Origin of the sequence: Streptomyces sp. NPDC012769 (assembly GCF_042901205.1) — a bacterium.
Taxonomy (GTDB): Bacteria; Actinomycetota; Actinomycetes; order Streptomycetales; family Streptomycetaceae; genus Streptomyces.
On record NZ_JBIBCP010000001.1, the window covers coordinates 1,496,703 to 1,510,517 of the forward strand.

Consider the following 13,815-nt stretch of genomic DNA (forward strand, 5'->3'; position numbering starts at 1 on the left):
CCAACGCCTAGCGTGCGGGGCGGTCGGAGACGACGCCGACGGACATGACGACGAGGGCGAGGGGGACGGACGTGAAGCAGGTCGAACTGGGCCGCACCGGAGAGCGGGTGAGCCAGGTGGGGCTCGGCTGCATGCTGATGGGCACGACGACGGACGAGGAGACGTCGGTCGGGATGCTCGACCGGTTCACCGAGGCGGGCGGGACGTTCCTGGACACCGCCAACTGCTACTGCTGGTGGGACCGGCCGGGCAGCGACGGCGGCGAGAGCGAGGCGCTGCTCGGGCGGTGGATGGCCCGGGGCGGGCGACGGGACCGGGTGTTCCTGGCCACCAAGGCGGCCGGGATGGTCGTGAACGCCGAGGAGGCGCGGCATGAAGGCGGCGGGGCCGACTGGAGCCGGGCGCGGTTCGACGGGGCCGGGGCGGCGACCCTTCGGGCGTCCGTCGACGCCAGTCTGCGGCGGCTCGGCACCGACCACGTCGACCTCTACTACATCCACGTGGACGACCGGGCGACCCCCCTGGAGGAGACGCTGGAGGCGCTGGCCGGGATCGTGCGGTCCGGGAAGGCCCGGTACATCGGCTGGTCCAACGTCCGCACCTGGCGCATGGAGCGCATCCGCGCGCTGTGCGAGCGGTACGGCTGGCCGGCGCCCGTCGCCCTCCAGCAGCAGCACTCCTATCTGCGGCCCCGCACGGGCCTCGACGTGGCGTCGGTCGTGGACCACGAGCAGCTGGACTATCTGCGCGCCCACGAGGACCTGAGCCTCGTGGCGTACTCGCCGATCCTGCGCGGCATCTACGACGACGCGGCCAAGCGGCGGGACCACTGGATGATGGAGCGGTACGCGGGACCGGACGCCGACGCCCGGCTCCGGGTGCTCGGCGAGGTGGCGGCCGAGCTCGGGGTGACGCCCAACCAGCTGGTGCTGGCCTGGCTGCTGCACCAGACCTCGCCCCGGACGATTCCGCTGATCGGCCCGCGCACCCTGGAGCAGTACGAGGCGTCGCTGCCCGCCCTCGACCTCGTCCTCTCGCCCGCACACCTGGACCGCCTGGACGCCGCCGGAGCATGACGACACGTCAGGAGGAGGCTCAGGCCTCCTCGTCCGCCGGCCACGACCAGGGCGCGGCGGGGCGGCCGCCCGGATCCACGCCGTACGGCAGATACGGCTCGACGGGCAGGCGACCGGCGGCCCTGGCCCAGCGGGCGAACGTCTCCGCCTGCGGCGACCCGGCCTTGCGCAGGGCGGTCAGGAGCGGCTCGTCGTCGGCGTCCGCGGCCCCGCCCCGGTCGATCCGCGCCAGCGGGTCGCGGCGCAGGAGCTGCTCGACGGCCTCGCCCGCGCCCGCCGCGAGGAACGCCTCGATCAGCCGGGCGACGCCGATGCGGCTGGTGAGCGACGCACCGGCGGCGGCGCGCCGGATCAGGGCGGCGCGCGGTGCGGACAGGCCGTGCTCGGTCATGATGCCGAGCAGCTCCGCGATGCCGTAGGTGTGGGCGAGGTCGATGCCGGCGGCGGCGCGGTCGGCGAAGGCGCGTGCGTGAGCGGCTGCCTTCGGACCCGCCGTGCACAGGGTGCCGAGCAGGCTGGTCAGCGCGTGCCAGTCCGCGTATCCGTCGGCCGGGTCGAGTCGGTCCACGAGCCCCCGGTCGAGCAGGAGCACCAGCGCCTCGGACGCGCCGGCCGCCTGGAAGGACCAGAGCAGGTAGTCCGTGAGGTCCAGGTCCGGGAAGTCCCGGTCGGGGAAGGGCAGGTCGGGGGAATCCGGGTCCGGGGGGTCCGAGTCCGGGGGGTCCGAGTCCGCGCCGGCCACGTGGCGGGCGATGTGGCCGGCCAGTCCGGTGGCGGCGTCACGGGCGCCGGCGTCGGACAGGTGGTCGACCACGAAGACCGCGTTCTCGGGCGGGCGGTGTGCCCTCGCGCGCTCCAGCAGGGGGGCGATGCCCCGCTGCCCTCCCGTCTCCCACAGCACGTCGACGACCTCGCCGACGAAGTCCGGGTCGGTGATGTCCACATCGGAGACGACGCACGCCGCCAGGGCGTCGTACTCGGCCGACGCACCCGTCCTGAGCAGTGTCCTCAGGAGGGGTGTCAGTTCCGCCGGGTCGTCGTAGTCCACCTCGGCCATCGGCGTGCGGGCCAGGAGCAGCCGTGCGTTCTCCGTCCGGCCCGTGGAGTGGAACAGGTCGAGGAGCGTCGCCACCGCGCTCGGGGAGTCGTTGCGCATCCCCGCCGCGAGACGGTCGGCGAGGATCCCGAACTCCGCGTCCGCTCGCATAGTGTGAAACTCCGTCAGCAGCTCGCAGAGCAAGAACTCGAGTTCGTAGAAGTCCGGGTCGCCGACCACATCGACGTGCCGGGCCGGTGAGCGGCCGAGCAGGGTCCGTACGCCCTCGTCGTCCCCGGCCTGCCGGAGCACCCGGAGCAGGCTGAGGACGACATCGGCATGGCCGAGCCCGACGCGCGCGGCGGGGTCGAGGGCGATCAGGGCGCGCACGGCCTGTTCGACGCCGTCCCGCCACAACCGCTCCATCAGTACGGGCAGTTCATCGGGATCCTGGTCCGGCGCCCCGGCCAGGACGCGGGCGACCAGGGTGGCCGTGGCGTCGGGCACGTCGGCGGCGGCCAGCGCCGCCATCAGCGGGGCGGCCCGGTAGGCGTCCGTGAGGTCGGCGTGGGCGGCCACGTACCGCGCGGTCGCCCGGAACGCCCCGCGCGGGGCCCTGGTCGCCAGGCGCGAGAGCGCCGAGCCGAGGACGAGGGGATGGGTCCCGGCCAGGACGTCCGCGAGGGAGTCGGCGAGCGACTCCATGAGGGACTCGGTCAGGGAGGCGGCGACGCCGTCAGAGACGCCTTGCTCCGCCAGGAGGTCCACGAAGGCGGCGACGGCCCGCACGTCGCGCGGGTCGACCCGCGCGGCGAGCCGTCGGGCCAGCGCGTCGACGGCCTCCGGGGCTCCGGAAGCCCGCAGCGCCGCGATGAGCCGGGCCACGGCGTCGTCGTCGGACAGGTCCATGTGCACCACGGCCCAGTCGGCGGCCCTGGCGGCGTCGGGATGCCGTGCCGTCCGCTCGACGATCCGCACACAGGCGTCACCGTTGCCCATGAGCGCGGCGCGCCGGTCCAGGCTCAGCGCGTGCCGGAACAGCCCGCGCCTCCAGGCGGCGGACTGGAGCCGGTGCAGGTCCTCGGTGCCCCGGGTGTGCAGGACGAGCGCGTCCCACAGGCTCGCCGGCCCCTCACGGTCACCGTCGGGACGCGCGGCGTGCTGGAGCAGGTAGTCGGAGGGCTCATAGCGGGGAGGTGCCCCGGCTGACGCGCGCAGCGCCCGGAGCGGAGTGAGCGTGCGCCGGATGTCGGCGCGGGAACCGTCCGCGCGCGAGCCGGCCGTCAGGGCCGCCAGTTCGGGTGCGGCCCAGTCGGCACGGGAGGCCCGGTCGTACGGGGCGAGGGCGCCGTCGGCGGCCTCCGCGAGGAGCTGTTCCGGCAGCGGCTCCTGGTGACCGAGCCGGCGGGCGTCGAGTGCGGCGGTGACCAGGGCGTGCTCGCGGGGAGTGAAGTGGCCGCCGGGGCCGCTGAGATGGGCGTCGAGCAGTTCGGGCCCGCCGCTGAGGTGCTGGACGACCCGACCGTCCACCGTGCCCGCGCGGCCGGCCGCCGCCATCCGGGCGTCGTCGCCGGCGCGGGCGAGCTCCTCCCAGCGGGCCAGGTCGTCGGGGGTCAGCCGGCCCGGCACCCGGAAGCGTCGGGCATGGGCGCCGGTCAGCAGGGCCCGGGTGTGCCGGGCCGGGTCGCCGGGCACCCCCTGGGCGGTGAAGTCGCGCCAGTACGGGTCCTCCCAGAGGCCGGCGACGGCGACGACGCCGGGCCGCTGCCGGAGGGCGGTGGTCAACTCGACCGCCGCGGCGTCCCCTTCGCGGTCGAGCAGGATCCGCTGCAGCTCGTTCAGCCACAGCACGCACCCCTCCTCCACCTCGTTCCCGGCGAGCAGGTCGAGCAGGGCGCGGGCGGACGGCGGTCGCAGCAGTCTCCGGTCCGGCGCCACCGCGCGGACCGCCTCGTACATCGCGCGGGTCTTGCCGGTGGACGAGTCGCCGGTCAGCACCGCGAGGACGGAGGGCGCGCTCCCGGCCGCGCCGCCGCTCACGGCGGTCGCGAGGCAGGAGCGCAGGGCGTGGTCGTGGGCGCGGATCAGATACGGGGTGAGGGAGGCGGGCCCGGCGGCAGAAGGGAAGGGCGGAGCGTCGGGGCCCGGAGGCGGCGCCACGGTCACCTCCAGCTGCCAGGGGGTGTGATCGGCCACGGTCGCGTGGTCGGCCTGCCCGGCGGACGCGGGTCCGCCCGCCGCCTCCTGGCGCTCGCGCCGCTGCTCGTCCCGGGCCTTCTCCAGCAGGTTGCGCAGGTGCCGCGTGGACACGGTCTCCCCCGCCCAGTCGGCCCAGAGGGCGGCGAGCGCGACGACCTGGTCGTCACTGCGCGCCTGCGGGATCGAAAGCGCGGACGGCTTCTCGGGCGCCCAGTCGCTGATCCGCTGCCCGGAGAAACCTGAGAGACCGGAGAGACCGGAGAGACCGGAGAAGCCGGACGCCTTCAGCTCGCGCACCACCGCGGCCTGGGAGTCGGGCCGTCCCTGCGCCCTGCGCGCGGACTCCGCCGCCTCGCGCAGTCCGCGCAGGCACTCCCAGAGTCGCTGCCGCGCCGCACCCATCGCGCCGGTGTCCCCCGCCCTCCCGCTCGCCCGTTCCCCCCGGAACGGGCGCTCCGGGCGCCGGTCCCCGACGCCCTGACCAGCAGGATAGTCCGCCGCCCGCCCGGTCCACCCGGCTGTCCCGGCCGGCGGCAGCCCGCGGCCCGAGGCTGAGGACCCGTACCGCACGAGGGAAACGGAGAGGATGCGCATGCGTCGCGACGAGGACCAGCCGGAAGAGCACCGTACGGACCGGGACGAGGAGCGTACGGACCGGGAAGAGGACCCTACGGACCGGGATGAGGAGTGTACGGACCAGGGGGACAGGGGCCCGGACCTGCGCGGGGAGGCGTGGCGGCGGGTCGTGCTCGGCCTGGCGGACGCGGTGGGCCCGCTGCTGATCACGCTGCTGGGATGGTGGCTCCCGCCCCATCCGTAGGGGCCGACGCGGGAACGACAAAGGCGAGGGGGGGTGAACCCTCTCCTCGCCACTCTTAACTTATAGCGCACCGGGGGACTTGCGGCAAGGCCCCCGTGGTGGCTCACAATCGCTCATCTATGAACCTCACCACCAGCGCGTTCGCCCTGTCCAAACACCTCTCCGCCAAGGCCGACCCGGCCCTGATCTCCGCCGACGAGGAGCACTTCGCCGCCGTCGCGCGGAGCCTTCGGGAATCGATCACCGACCTGTCCGACCGCCTCGCCGTCCTGCGCAAGGCGCCGGGCGGCGTCGGCCGCGAGGCGATGGACCGGGACGCCGAGATCCACCGGCTGACCGGGCGCCTGCGTACCCTGCGCCGCTTCGGGCTCGACCTGTGCCTCGGTCGCGTCGTCGGCGCGGACGGCTCCGAGCCGCTCTACATCGGCCGGATCGGCCTCACCGACAGCGAAGGGCGCCGGCTGCTGATCGACTGGCGCTCCCCCGCCGCCGAGCCCTTCTTCGCGGCCACCCACGCCGACCCGATGGGTCTGGCGAGCCGCCGCAGGTACCGCTGGACCGACGGCCGGATCGGCGACTACTGGGACGAGGTGTTCACCGCCGAGGGCCTCGAAGGGCACGCGGCCCTCGACGACCAGTCCGCCTTCATCGCCAGCCTGGGCGGCAACCGGTCGGCCCGGATGCGGGACGTCCTGTCGACCATCCAGGCCGATCAGGACGCGATCATCCGCGCCGGGTCCCGCGGCGCCCTCGTCGTCGACGGCGGCCCCGGTACGGGCAAGACCGTCGTGGCCCTGCACCGCACGGCCCACCTGCTCTACTCCGACCCGCGGCTCGGGCACCGCCGCGGCGGCGTGCTGTTCGTCGGCCCGCACCAGCCGTATCTGGCCTACGTCTCCGACGTGCTCCCCAGCCTCGGCGAGGAGGGCGTGCAGACCTGCACCGTGCGGGACCTCGTACCGGAGGGCGCGACGGCCGGGGTCGAGACCGACCCGGAGGCGGCCCGGCTGAAGTCGACCGCGGACATGGTCCGGACGATCGAGATGGCCGTCCGGTTCTACGAGGAGCCGCCCACCGAGCGCCTGAAGGTCTCGACCCCGTGGGCCGAGGTCCGGATCGGCGCGGACGACTGGGCGGAGGCGTTCGAGGCCGCGGAGGGCGTCCCGCACAACGAGGCGCGCGAACGGATCCGGGAGGAGCTGGGCTCGATCCTCCTCGACCGGCTTGACGGCGTCCTCGACGAGGACGTGTCGGAGGAGGAGTTCACGGCGGAGCTGCTGCGGGACCGGGAGCTGACGCGGACCATCGACGGCGCGTGGCCGCTGATCGAGCCGACCGACCTCGTCGGGGACCTGTGGTCGGTGCCCGCGTATCTGCGGCTGTGCGCTCCCTGGCTCGGCCCCGACCAGGTCCGCAGGCTGCAGCGGGCGGACGCCCAGGCGTGGACGGTGTCCGATCTGCCGCTCCTGGACGCGGCGCGGCAGCGGCTCGGTGACCCCCAGGCGTCGCGGCGCAAGCGGCGGCGCGACGCCGTCGTCGCCGCCGAGCGCGCCCGCATGGCCGACGTCATCGCCGACGTGCTCGCCGCCGACCACGACGGCGACGGCGCGGTGACGATGCTGCACGGCCGGGACCTCCAGGACAGACTGGTCGACGAGGCCGCGCTGCCCGGTGTGGAAGCGGATCTGCTGGCGGGCCCGTTCGCGCACGTCGTGGTGGACGAGGCGCAGGAACTCACCGACGCGGAGTGGCAGATGCTGCTGCTGCGCTGCCCGTCCCGCAGCTTCACGATCGTCGGCGACCGCGCCCAGGCCCGGAACGGCTTCACGGAATCCTGGCGGGAGCGGCTGGAGCGGATCGGGCTCGACCGGATCGAGGTGACCTCCCTGAGCATCAACTACCGTACGCCGGAGGAGGTCATGGCGGAGGCCGAGCCGGCCATCCGGGCCGCGCTGCCGGACGCGAACGTGCCGACGTCCGTGCGCAGCAGCGGCATTCCCGTCGTGCACGGTTCGGTCACGGAGCGGGACGCGATCCTCGACGCCTGGCTGGCCGAGCACTCCGAGGGCATCGCCTGTGTCATCGGCGATCCCGCCTTCCCGGGCACCGACCGAGTGCGGTCGCTGACTCCGGGACTGTCGAAGGGGCTCGAGTTCGACCTGGTCGTCCTCGTCGACCCGGAGAACTTCGGCGAGGGCGTCGAGGGCGCGGTGGACCGCTATGTGGCGATGACCCGCGCCACCCGGCAGCTCGTCGTGCTCAGGAGTTCCTGACGGCTCTCGGCCGTCTCGGCGCCACCGGCGCGGTCATCTCGGCCTCACGGCCGGGGCGACCGTGACCAGGCCCGACTCGTAGGCGATCACGACGAGTTGGGCCCGGTCGCGGGCGCGCAGCTTGGTCATGGCGCGGTTGACGTGGGTCTTCGCCGTGGTCGGGCTGATCACCATGCGGGCCGCGATCTCGTCGTTGGACAGGCCCTGGGCGACCAGGGCCACCGCCTCCCGTTCGCGGTGGGTCAGTTCGTCGAGTTCCGGGGCGGCGCCGAGGACCGTACCGGGCGGCTGGGTGACGTAACGGTGGATCAGCTTGCGGGTGATGGAGGGGGCGAGCAGGGCGTCGCCGCGCGCGGCGACGCGCACCGCGTGCAGGAAGTCCTCCGGCACGATGTCCTTGACGAGGAATCCGGCCGCCCCGGCGCGCAGCGCCTCGAAGACGTACTCGTCGAAGCCGTAGTTGGTGAGGATGACGACGTGGACCCCGGCGAGTGCCGGGTCCGCGGCGATGCGCCGGGTCGCCTCGATGCCGTCGACGAGCGGCATGCGGATGTCGACGAGCGCCACGTCGGGGAGGTGCCGCGCGGCCAGGGCCAGGCCCTCCTGGCCGTCGGCGGCCTCGGCGACCACCTCGATGTCGTCCTCGAGGTCGAGGAGGGCGCGGAACCCGCTGCGGATGAGGGGCTGGTCGTCGACCAGGAGGACACGGATCACGGGGTCTGCTCCACGGGGAGTTCGGCCTGGACGGTGAAGCCGCCCTCGCGGCGCGGTTCGGCTCGCACCCGGCCGCCGAGTGCGGTGACGCGCTCGCGCATGCCGAGCAGTCCCAGGCCGGGCACGGGGGCGGTGCCCGGCGTGTTCCTCCCGTCGTCGTCGACGCGGATCGCCACGGCGTCCGGGCGGCATGCGATGCGGACCGACGCCGTGGTGGCGCCGGCGTGGCGGGCGACGTTGGTGAGCGACTCCTGGACGATCCGGTAGACCGTACGGTCGACCGCGGCCGGCACGTCCTGCCGCGGCCCCTCGATGGTCAGGGTGACGTCCAGGCCCATCCCCTGTGCCCGCGCGACCAGTTCGGGTACGTCGTCGAGACCGCGCGGCGGTGCCGTGTCGTCGTCGCGCAGCGCCTCCAGGGTCGCGCGCAGCTCGCGGCTCGCCTCGCGGCCCGCCGCCTGGATCGCCAGCAGGGCCTCCGGGACCTCCTCGCCGCGCCGCCGGGCCACATGGACGGCGACCTCGGCCTGCACCTTGATGACGGAGATCTGGTGGGTCAGCGCGTCGTGCAGCTCGCGCGCGATGTGCAGCCGCTCCTCGTCGGCGCGGCGCCGGGCCGTCTCCTCCCGGGTGCGTTCGGCCTCGTCCGCCCGTCGTTCGGCCTGGCGCAGGGCCTCGCCCGCGGCGCCCGCCGCGACCAGCCAGGCGATCTCCAGCGCGCCCCGGGCCTGCGCGAACGCCGCACCGGTGTCGTGCCGGCCGGACACCAGGGCCGCGAGCGGGAGCGCGGCCAGCATGGCGACGCTCGCGGCCACCGTGACGGTGCGGTGCCCCGCCCGTACGGCGGCGTACACCGCGAACAGGTAGGCCACGGCGGGCACGTCGAAGCCCGCCGCCTGACAGCCGGCGCCGCAGAGCCCGGTCACGGCCAGCACGGCGAGCGGTGCGCGGCGGCGGGCCACGAGCGCGAGCCCGCCGGCCGCGAGCAGCGCGTATCCCAGCGGGACGAGGCCGGCGGCCGTACCGGAACGCTGCCCGGACATCCCGGTCACCAGCAGCGCGGACGCGACACCGACGGCGATGGCCCAGTCGAGGACGAGGGCCTTGGGCCAGGACCGCCATCGCGAGAGTGACGGCAACAGCGACAGCGACCACGGCCTCTCCGTGGGGCGGCGGTCGGCGGGGCGGTCAGCGGGGCGGTCCGTGCGCGTCCCCGTGGACCTGTCCGACGACAGGTCCGGCGACAGGTCCGGCGACATGTCCGTCGGCCGGTCCGGCGGCCGGGCCCGTGGCTCATCCGTACGCATGCGCGCACCCTAGCCCGGGGTCGGACCCGGGCGAGTCGCCTGTGCGGAGGAGGGTCCGACTACCACGGACGCGGTACACGCCCGGCTCCTGCCGCGGGCGCGGTAGCGGGAAGTGTCCGCGTACGGCGGACGACCGGGAGCGGGGACGGCGGACATGCTCGGAGACGTCCCGCCGCGAGAAGCGGCACGCGCCCCCTTCCGGAGAAGGAGCACCGTCATGTCCCTCCCTTCCGTCCTCGCCCCGGTGCACACGGCCCCCGCGGCCCCCTCGGCGCACCTGCTCGCCGCCGACCTCCTCGCCGCATCCGCCGGGCGGGTGGCCGCCTCCGCATCGGCCCTCGTCGCCCTGGTCGGGCTCGTCGCCGGCGCGCTCGCCCTGGCCCGTGCGACGGGGCGCCTGCGCTCCGGGAACGCGCGGGCCCGGGCCGTGGTCGCCCTCGTGGCCGGTCCGATCGGCGTCGTCGTCGGCGCGGCGGTCGTCCTCACCGCCGAGGGCGGCCTCGGCACCGGAAACGGCCTGGGCGGCGGTGTCGTCGCGGCGCTGCTGGGTCTGGCCGGCCTGACCCTCGGCGGCCTGGCGCTGGCCCGCTCGCCCCGGGCCCGTACGTCCTGAGGGCGGGGTGCCCCTCTTCGCAGATCCGGCGAATGGGATATTCGTCCCGTTCGTTCGGTCGTGGAGGAAGGCGGCACGGTGGGAATCGACGGTACGCGGGACGCGGACGACACCCCGGGGCGAGACGCGGCGGAGACAGGAACGGAGGCGGAGGCGGGGGTAGGGGCAGAGACGGGGGCGAGGGCGGGCACCGGGTGGTTCCGGGCCCTCCTTCACGTGAGCTTCTTCCTGATGCTCGGCTCCTCGCTCGCCCGCTTCCTGATGCGGCACACCGCCGAGGGGATCGCCCCCTGGGTCGTCGCCCTCGCCGTCGCACTGGCCGTCCTGTACCTGGGCGAACCGGCGGCCGGAAGCCGGCCGAGCACCCGCCGGCAGGTCTGGCTCGGGGCGGTGCTCGCGGTCTGGGTCGCGCTCGTCCTCCTCGCGCCCAGCTTCGCCTGGTGCGCGCTGCCCCTCTTCTACCTCAGCCTGCGCACCCTCCGCCCGCCTGCCGCGGCCGTGCTCATCTCCCTGCTCACCGTCGTCGTGGTGGTCGCCCAACTGCGGCTGGCCGGGCGCCTGGAGTTCGACCTGCTCCTCGCCCCGCCCGCCGTCTCCGCCTTCGCGGTCGCGGTCTTCCTGCAGATGGACCGTCAGGCCCGGCGGCAGCGCGAACTGATCGCGGACCTGGTCCGCACCCAGCGGGAACTGGCCGCCACCGAACGCCGGGCAGGGATCCTCGCGGAGCGCCAGCGCCTCTCCATGGAGATCCACGACACCCTGGCACAGGGACTGTCCAGCCAGCAGATGCTGCTCCAGGCCGCCGACCGCACCTGGGAGGTCGACCCGGCCGCCGCGCATGGACACGTGCGCGCCGCGACCGCGATCGCCGAGCACAATCTCACCGAGGCCCGCCGCTTCGTCCAAGACCTCGCCCCGGCCGACCTGGCGGGCGGCGCGGGGCTCGAACAGGCCCTGCGCGCCCTCGCGCGGCGCGAGACCACCGACGGCCTCGACGTGCGCTGCCACGTCGACGGCACCCCCGGCCGGCCGCTGCCCGACCGGGTCCAGTCCGCCCTGGTACGCATCGCCCAGGGCGCCCTCGCCAACGTCCGCGAGCACTCCGGGGCGACCACCGCGGTCCTCACCCTCACCCACCTCGACGACCGGGTCGTCCTGGACATCGCCGACGACGGGCGCGGTTTCGACCCGGCGGCCCCGGAGGCCGTCGCCGCGACGGGCACGCGCGGCCACGGTCTGCCCGCGATCCGCACCCGGGCCCGACAGCTCGGCGGCACCCTCACCGTCGAGTCCGCCCCGGGTGAGGGAACCGTCCTGTCCGTGTCCGTCCCCCTCCCGGGCCTTTCCGGTCCGGCCGCCTGATTCTCCTTGCGCGAAGGGGCAGCCCATCGTGCCCCCGCACCCCCGGAGCCGGCCTGGACAGGGCACGGACGGCCGGCGACGCTGGAGGCGGGGCCCGCCGCGCCCCTGCCGCGGACGTCTTCGGGGAGCTGACGATGAGCGCGTACGAGCACGATCACGACCATGACCACGAGACCGGTCACGCTCACGAGCACCAGGAGCACGGGCCCGATCACGAGCGGGGCGACCGCCCCGGCGCCCCGGACGCGCGGCTCTTCGAGGCGGCGGCGGCCGGCCGTACCGACGTGGTGGGGCCGTCCGGGCTCGGTGTCCTCCAGCGGGCCGTGGGCAACGGGGCCGTCGGGGCGATGGTCCAGCGCAGCCGGAGCGCGGAGCCCGAGGCCGAGCCCGAGAACGGGGCGCGTTCACCGGTTCACGACGTGCTCGCCTCGGGCGGCGGGCAGCCGCTGGACGCCGCCACGCGCGGTGACATGGAGGCCCGTATGGGCGCCGACTTCTCCGACGTACGGATCCACACCGACGCCGCGGCCGACGCCTCCGCGAAGGGCATCGGCGCGCACGCGTACACCGTCGGCAACAACGTGGTGTTCCAGCGGGAGGCGTACGACCCCGCCTCGCCGCAGGGCCGGACGACGCTGGCGCACGAGCTGACCCATGTGATCCAGCAGCGCAGCGGTCCGGTGGAGGGCACGGAGGCACCGGGCGGAATCCGGGTCAGCGACCCCTCGGACCGCTTCGAGCGGGAGGCCGTCGCCAACGCGGACCGCGTCCTCGCCGAACCCGCCCCCATGTCCGCGCCCACCGCCGTCTCCGCGCCCCCGCCCTCCGCCGCCGCGCCCGCCGTCCAGCGCGCGGCGACGGAGGACGAGGACGAACAACCGGCCGACGTCCAGGGCTCGTTCGTGCAACGCGCGACGGAGTCGGGCACCGAGGAGGAAGAGGCCCCGCCCGCGTAGCGCCCCTCAGTCCCTTCAGCCTCCTCAGGGCTTGGTGTTCTGCATCGTGCCGCCGAGGAAGAGGGACTGGGCGCAGCGGCCGGGGGTCGGAGCGTTGACCGGGCGGCCGATCTTGCGGCAGTCGACGGTCATGACCACCCGGCCGCCGGCGGGCACCGTGATCGGCGTGACGAAGTGGTAGTCGGAGTCGCGGAAGTTCTCCAGGGCGAGGCTGAGGACGCGCGAGCCGCGGTTGACCGTGACGACCACCGTGCCCGCGTCGCCCTGCGGGTTCTGGACGACGATGTCGGTGAGCCGGAAGGTCCTGCCGGCCGGGACGGTCAGCGCCGTGCCGCTGCTCGATCCGCCGCCGACCCCGTCCCTGACCTGCACCTGCGCGCTCGTCGGTACGGCGGGCGGGAGCGGCTTGGCGGTGGGCGTCGCGCTCGCCGTGGGGGTGGGGGCGGGGGTCGGAGCCGCGGTGCTGCCGGAGCCGCCGCCGGTCGCCCCGCCGGTCTGGCCGCCGTTCTGCCCACCCGTCTGGCCGCCGGTCTGGCCGCCGGTCTGGCCTCCGCTCCTGCCGGGGCCGGTGGTCGCGGAGGCGATGACCTCGGGGGTGATCGCCTCGCGGGCCGCGGACTTCACGGCCGGCCGGAGCAGCCCGTACCAGAAACCGGTGAGGAGGAGGGCGAGGACGCAGGCGACGATCAGGGCCCGGGGCAGCCAGCGCGGCAGGATGGGTTCCTGCTGGTAGGTGCCGTCGAGTACGACCGGGGCGGCCGGCTCCTCCCCTTCGGGGGCGGGCGGCGCGACGACGGCCTGGAAGGTGTGGACGAGCGGGGTGCCGCGCCAGAGGCGCTTGCCGGGCTTGACGCGCAGTTCGGCGAAGGCCGCCCGGCCCGGTTCGATGTGCAGTTCGGGGCGGGCGAAGGAGATCCGGGCCCGCTCGGTGCCGGAGCGGGCGGCGAGCCCGACGGTGAGCGGGGCGTTGCCCCTGTTGTCGACGGCGACCTTGTGGGCGCCGCGCCGGATGCCGTGCGAGCCGCGGGGCACCAGTTCGGCGGTGACCTCGGTGAACGGCGCGACGGTCACCCGGCCTTCGGGGACGACCGGTTCGGCGTGGTCGCTGGTGGGGGCCACGCGGATGCCGAAGGCGGTCTCGCCGGCGGGCACCGACGGGTCGCGGGGCGGCCGGAAAGTGACGGAGACGGTCTCCGCGCTGCCGGGGTAGAGGGAGAGCGTCGCCGGTTCCACCGTCGTCCAGGCGGCACAGGCGCCGGCCACCTCGAAGCGGTACTCCTCCACGGTGGAGCCGGAGTTGCGCACCTGAAGAGGGAGGCTCGTCTCTTCGCCCGGTACGGCGGTGACGGACGATGCGTCGAGGCTTGCCGTAAGACTCATGGGCGCACCGTAGGGTTCGGGCTCGTCCGAGGCATCGCCGGAGGAGGAACACTTTCGGGCAGATTCCGTGCCCGAAGCA

10 protein-coding genes are annotated in these 13,815 nt (G+C 74.9%); 6 read left to right on the plus strand and 4 right to left on the minus strand.

The features are described from left to right. Positions 1 to 71: 71 nt before the first annotated feature. Complete coding sequence (locus ACFY7C_RS06725; RefSeq protein WP_389644738.1) at positions 72 to 1,076, plus strand: aldo/keto reductase; 1,005 nt, start codon at positions 72 to 74, stop codon at positions 1,074 to 1,076. 19 nt (positions 1,077 to 1,095) lie between these two features. On the opposite strand, the gene ACFY7C_RS06730 is transcribed toward ACFY7C_RS06725, so the two are convergent. Then, positions 1,096 to 4,713: a hypothetical protein gene (locus ACFY7C_RS06730; RefSeq protein ID WP_389644741.1), complete on the minus strand. Its 3,618-nt coding sequence runs from the start codon at positions 4,711 to 4,713 to the stop codon at positions 1,096 to 1,098. Positions 4,714 to 4,903: 190 nt separating this feature from the next. Between ACFY7C_RS06730 and ACFY7C_RS06735 the strand changes: the two genes are divergently transcribed. Both ACFY7C_RS06735 and helR read left to right on the plus strand, forming a co-directional pair. Then, positions 4,904 to 5,131, plus strand: coding sequence for a hypothetical protein (locus tag ACFY7C_RS06735; protein ID WP_389644744.1), 228 nt, complete (start codon positions 4,904 to 4,906; stop codon positions 5,129 to 5,131). Positions 5,132 to 5,250: 119 nt separating this feature from the next. Continuing rightward, positions 5,251 to 7,404, plus strand: coding sequence for an RNA polymerase recycling motor ATPase HelR (gene helR / locus ACFY7C_RS06740; protein WP_389644747.1), 2,154 nt, complete (start codon positions 5,251 to 5,253; stop codon positions 7,402 to 7,404). Between the two features lie 33 nt (positions 7,405 to 7,437). Here the strand turns inward: helR and ACFY7C_RS06745 are convergent, their stop codons facing one another. Both ACFY7C_RS06745 and ACFY7C_RS06750 read right to left on the minus strand, forming a co-directional pair. Beyond that, on the minus strand, positions 7,438 to 8,118 hold the full coding sequence (locus ACFY7C_RS06745; protein WP_389644750.1) for a response regulator: 681 nt from the start codon (positions 8,116 to 8,118) through the stop codon (positions 7,438 to 7,440). Then, positions 8,115 to 9,161 carry a sensor histidine kinase gene (locus ACFY7C_RS06750; protein WP_389646028.1) on the minus strand — a complete coding sequence of 349 codons (1,047 nt, stop codon included), beginning with the start codon at positions 9,159 to 9,161 and terminating at the stop codon, positions 8,115 to 8,117. The genes ACFY7C_RS06745 and ACFY7C_RS06750 overlap by 4 nt, the downstream gene beginning before the upstream one ends. 481 nt (positions 9,162 to 9,642) lie before the next feature. Here ACFY7C_RS06750 and ACFY7C_RS06755 point away from each other — a divergent pair, with 481 nt between their 5' ends. The 3 genes from ACFY7C_RS06755 to ACFY7C_RS06765 all read left to right on the plus strand — a co-directional run bounded on the left by ACFY7C_RS06755 (position 9,643) and on the right by ACFY7C_RS06765 (position 12,356). Further along, a complete protein-coding gene (locus ACFY7C_RS06755) occupies positions 9,643 to 10,038 on the plus strand; it encodes a DUF6223 family protein (RefSeq protein ID WP_389644753.1) in 396 nt (131 codons plus the stop codon). A 216-nt stretch (positions 10,039 to 10,254) separates the two neighbouring features. Further along, positions 10,255 to 11,400: a sensor histidine kinase gene (locus ACFY7C_RS06760; protein ID WP_389644756.1), complete on the plus strand. Its 1,146-nt coding sequence runs from the start codon at positions 10,255 to 10,257 to the stop codon at positions 11,398 to 11,400. 134 nt (positions 11,401 to 11,534) lie between these two features. Further along, entirely contained in the window at positions 11,535 to 12,356 is an 822-nt protein-coding gene (locus tag ACFY7C_RS06765; RefSeq protein WP_389644759.1) for a DUF4157 domain-containing protein, read from the plus strand. Positions 12,357 to 12,380: 24 nt separating this feature from the next. Here the strand turns inward: ACFY7C_RS06765 and ACFY7C_RS06770 are convergent, their stop codons facing one another. Next, positions 12,381 to 13,736 (minus strand): hypothetical protein, encoded by a 1,356-nt coding sequence (locus ACFY7C_RS06770; RefSeq protein ID WP_389644761.1) that lies wholly within the window; start codon positions 13,734 to 13,736, stop codon positions 12,381 to 12,383. Positions 13,737 to 13,815 lie beyond the last annotated feature (79 nt).